Annotated in this window: 3 protein-coding genes and 1 pseudogene; 3 read left to right on the forward strand and 1 reads right to left on the reverse strand. The window is 47.6% G+C overall.

Going from position 1 to position 4,808, the window contains the following annotated elements:
• From PX481_RS23485 to PX481_RS23495, 3 genes and pseudogenes are all read left to right on the forward strand, one after another.
• Positions 1–165 (forward strand): annotated as a pseudogene (locus PX481_RS23485) (RNA-guided endonuclease TnpB family protein); the annotation flags it as partial.
• Between the two features lie 446 nt (positions 166–611).
• Positions 612–1,913, forward strand: a complete 1,302-nt coding sequence (gene hemL / locus PX481_RS23490; protein ID WP_288096337.1) for a glutamate-1-semialdehyde 2,1-aminomutase — start codon at positions 612–614, stop codon at positions 1,911–1,913.
• A gap of 525 nt (positions 1,914–2,438) precedes the next feature.
• Complete coding sequence (locus tag PX481_RS23495; protein ID WP_002761692.1) at positions 2,439–2,819, forward strand: DUF1830 domain-containing protein; 381 nt, start codon at positions 2,439–2,441, stop codon at positions 2,817–2,819.
• 8 nt (positions 2,820–2,827) lie between these two features.
• Here the strand turns inward: PX481_RS23495 and PX481_RS23500 are convergent.
• On the reverse strand, positions 2,828–4,808 hold a 1,981-nt coding region (locus PX481_RS23500), incomplete at its 5' end, for a chloride channel protein (RefSeq protein ID WP_288096340.1).

A 4,808-nucleotide genomic window follows, 5' to 3' on the forward strand; every position in this document is an offset into this window, starting at 1 on the left:
GACTGTGGGACACACCATGACCGAGATGTTAACGCTAGTAAAAATATTTTGGCCGCAGGGCTTGCGGGGTCAGTCTGTAGAGCGACCATAAGACCAGAACAGAGTAAATCTGTTAAGGCAGGTGCGGAACCCCGCAAGGGAAAGAAGCAGAAACCTAAATCGTGAGGTTTGGGAATCGCCGTCCGTTTTACGGCGGTGAGGATGTCAAAGCAGGAATAGTTTTTTTGTACGCTAAGAAATAATAGCAAGAATTCCCCTGTGGAAAATCTGTGGAAAACCTGAGCTTTTTTCGATCGCTCTTTCTGGGCTAAAATCTATCAATAGCAATAACTTCGCCCATTGCTAGGTTTTTACTGCAATTCTGAAAAGATTGTGGAAAAATTGTCAAAAGTGAAATTTTTGCCCTTTCTCAGCCAATTACATCAGCTGTTAACCATCAAGCTATAAGTCAAGAAGAGCGAGACTTGAGCCGACCAGCGCTCTTCCTAGGGAAAAATTGCGTCAAATGTAGGCCAGTGATCTTTAAAATGGAACAAGCAGCAGGAAGTTAACAAAACAAAGCTCCGGGCATTCCCCGAAACCGATAGACTCAAATAGACAAGGAGACAGGATTGGTTAGCACATCTTCGTATCAAACAACAAAATCGAAAGAAATCTTTACAGCCGCTCAAAAATTAATGCCGGGGGGTGTAAGTTCCCCCGTGCGGGCCTTTAAATCCGTCGGTGGTCAACCCATCGTTTTTGAAAGCGTCAAAGGGGCCTATATTCGCGACGTGGACGGTAACGAATACATCGACTATGTGGGAACTTGGGGGCCGGCTATCTGTGGTCATGCCCATCCCGAAGTGATTGCCGCCCTACACGAGGCCCTAGACAAAGGGACCAGTTTCGGCGCTCCCTGTGTCCAGGAAAATATTCTCGCTGAAATGGTGATTGATGCCGTTCCCAGCATTGAAATGGTGCGTTTTGTCAATTCCGGCACCGAAGCCTGTATGTCCGTCCTGCGCTTAATGCGGGCTTTTACTGGCCGGGATAAAATCATCAAATTCGAGGGCTGTTACCACGGTCACGCCGATATGTTCCTGGTTAAAGCCGGCTCTGGTGTAGCCACCCTGGGTTTACCCGACTCGCCGGGGGTTCCCAAAACCACCACTAACAACACTTTAACCGCCCCCTACAATGACCTGGAAGCGGTAAAAGCCCTCTTTGTCGAAAATCCCGACTCGATCGCCGGGGTAATTTTAGAGCCAGTGGTGGGTAATGCCGGCTTTATCGTGCCGGATGCTGGCTTTTTAGAGGGATTGCGGGAATTAACCAAGGAATACGGAGCCTTATTAATGTTTGATGAGGTAATGACCGGATTTCGCATCGCCTACGGTGGCGCTCAGGAAAAATTCGGCATCACCCCCGATTTAACCACCCTCGGCAAAGTTATCGGCGGTGGGCTGCCGGTGGGGGCCTACGGCGGTCGGGCTGATATTATGGCGATGGTGGCTCCGGCCGGCCCGATGTACCAAGCGGGAACCTTATCCGGCAACCCTTTGGCCATGACGGCGGGAATTAAAACCCTCGAGTTACTCCAGCGCCCCGGCACCTACCAATATCTCGATAAAGTGACTAAATCCTTAACTGAAGGGCTGCTGAAAGTGGCTAGAGATGCTGGTCACAGCGTTTCTGGAGGTTATATTAGCGCCATGTTCGGAATGTTTTTCACTGGCTCCCCCGTACATAACTATGAAGATGCCAAAAAGGCCGATGTGGCTAAATTCGGTCGTTTTCACCGGGGAATGTTGGAAAGAGGCGTTTATCTAGCTCCTTCCCAGTTTGAAGCTGGTTTTACTTCTTTAGCTCACACAGAGGCCGATATCGAACGGACTTTGGCCGCCGCTAAGGAGGTTTTAGCAAGTTTATAGTTAATGCCGCTTCGACTGGGAAAATTGATTGATAGAGTCCCAAGATTGATGAGTTGACATTTCCCCGCTTGCAAAAGACGGGGATTCTCCGGGGAAATTTGCGGAGAAACCCCGAACAATCGAGGGATTATTCTCCCCAGCACTGTCAAACCTATCAGTCTAACCACAGGCCGACCCTTTTTAGTCAACCAGATGGAGGAGACCATGAGCAAGCGGTATCTAACTTGACAAAAATTACCTCGGTTTTTATAATCCTGAAACCGTTAACAAAATTGAGCGATAAATAGCCCAGCAAAAAATCAAGAAAAACAGCAAAAAAAACGGGGTTCCCCCCTTGACAAATAGCCAAAACTAGGCATTAGTTAAATTTAATGATTTTTTAATAAAAACCGCTTTCTATCACCAGAAAGAGCGATGGGTAGATTTTTATCAGAGTAATGTAATCATCTTTACAACTATCGGGGATCAAAGGATGTTAGGGTGAAGGAGCGATGACAAACCCACTTTAAGATCACCCCAATTGCTATGGCACAGATTCTCGATCCCCTCCCCAACGGCAAGAAAAATAGTATTCTTTGTTGCTATGTCAATGCGACCAGTCATATTCAAATTGTTCGCATCACCAATATTGCTAACTGGTATTTTGAAAGGGTGGTTTTCCCCGGGCAGCGTTTAGTATTTGAGACCCTAGCGGATGCTTTCTTAGAGATTCATACGGGGATGATGGCCAGTGCCATCCTTTCCGATAACATCCCCTGTGAACGCCTTTATATCAGCGATGGGGATGACGATGACTCCGATGGTCAACTAGAGGGGGAAATATTCTACCCCCATTCCCTAGAGGAAAGTCAAGGGGCGAAAATTGACAATACCGTACCCTTCGGTTTAAGTTTAGCTTCCGCCTAGCTAATCAACTAATCTGATAATTCCCCTCGCACGAGAATCACAGTGCAATTAACGGCACGGGCAATCGTCGAGGGGATATTGCCATTTAATAACTGATTGAGCAGACTCTCTCTAGATGCACCCAAAAGCACCAAGGAACAATCTTCCGATTCTACCAGATTAATTACCGCCTCGGCCGGAGAGGCCGAACGAATCGGTAAAGGCACGACTGGCTGTGCGATCGCTTTTTGTAAAGATGCTTGTAAAACTTCCAAAGTGGACAGATCTGGCAGTAACTCCGTCGGAGAATAAATTTTACATAACCAAAGTTCGGGATGATCCGAAGACTCGGACAAAGACAGCAAACTAGGCAATAATGCTAAAGCTCGTTGAGCATTGGGACCTCCGGCAGTGGGAATCAGCCAAATCCTTTCCCGATTAAGATCGTTGGGAAAACAATCCTTTGTCCCCAATTTTACCAAGATGGTTTCACAGGGAGCCTCAGCGATCAAAGTATCGACTGAAAACCCGAAAATCGCCCCAGTAGTGGATTTTTCCCCCGTCCAACCCATAATTAATAAATTGCTGTGTCGTTCGCGAATCGTGGCTAAAATCCCGTCGGCGATATCCTGAGCCACAGAAATTTGTGTATGAACAGAGATATGCTGCTGTCGGGCTAATCTTTCCAGACGATGAAGTAATTTGCGTCCTTCCCGTGTATCTACCTTTACTTCCGCCGGAGAACTAAGACGAGGCACAGTAATCACATAGAGACAATCTATCTCATAATTGCGTTCACTGGCGATCGCAGCAGCAATTTTAAACAAAGCAGTAGCGGTGTCAGGATTGGCAATAGGTAATAAAATCCGGCCTATTCCCACAGCTGGGGAACGAGTTTGATAAACCACATAGGAAGGGGTACTGGGTTGGGGCAGTTGACAAACTCCCCCCAATTGATCGGCTTCCACCCGAATAATATCGGTGCGGGTGATGATCCCCACCAGTTTTTGACCGTCGGTAACGGGTAAACGGGAAAGCTGATAGCGATTTAAGAGAAATAAAACATCGGTTAAAGCTGCCTGGGGGGCCACAGTAATCGGATTGGGAGTCATGATCTCCCGTAGGACTGTTTGACTGTTTTTTGATCGCCATTTATCCAGATCACTTTGGGTAAAAATCCCCAATAGTCGCCCCTGTTCCACCACGGGAAAACCGCGATGATGGGAACGGGACATAATTTTCACCACTTCCCCCAGGGGTAAATCCGCCGGCAGAATTTCCACCTGCGATTGCATCACATCCATAGCCGACAGATGGGCCAACACATCATTAGAAGGGGTTTCTTCGTTGAGAATAATACCACTAGCGGAAAGTAAATGCTGATAGAGGGAACCGGGGTGAATGCTTTCGGCAGTGATATAAGAAACGGCACAGGTCAACATCAGGGGCAGCACAATATTAAAATTGCGATGCAGTTCAAAGACAATCACGATCGCCGTTACCGGAACCCTGACTACTCCCGTAAAAAAAGCCCCCATACCGGCTAAAGTATAACTAGGTTCGCTGCCGAAACCCATCATTTTCGTCTCGATTCCCCCCACCAGAAACCCCAAGCAGGATCCCAACACCAAAGCGGGGGCGAGGAGTCCTCCCGGAGCGCCGGAACTATAGGAGATCATCGTCAGGAAAAAATAGACCACAAAAGCGAGGGCGGTATTCTGCCAACTTAATTCCCCTGCCAGCAAAAATTCGCGTAAACCGGTATTATCTCGAAAAAAGTCGGGTAAAAAAGCCACCACCGTTCCCGATAAGCAACTGACCAGACCGATGCGCCAAGCTAAAGATAACCGCCAACGCCGCTGCAGCTGACTACAAAAAAGGATGCCTTGATTGAATAAAGCCCCCAATAAGCCCGCTAAAACCCCCAAAAGGCAATAAATGGGTATTTCTTGGGCAGAGAAGCTAATATTGGCATATTCAGTGATGATCGAGGGGGTATTCTGCAGCATC

The sequence above is a fragment of the Microcystis sp. M53603_WE2 genome (assembly GCF_030065435.1).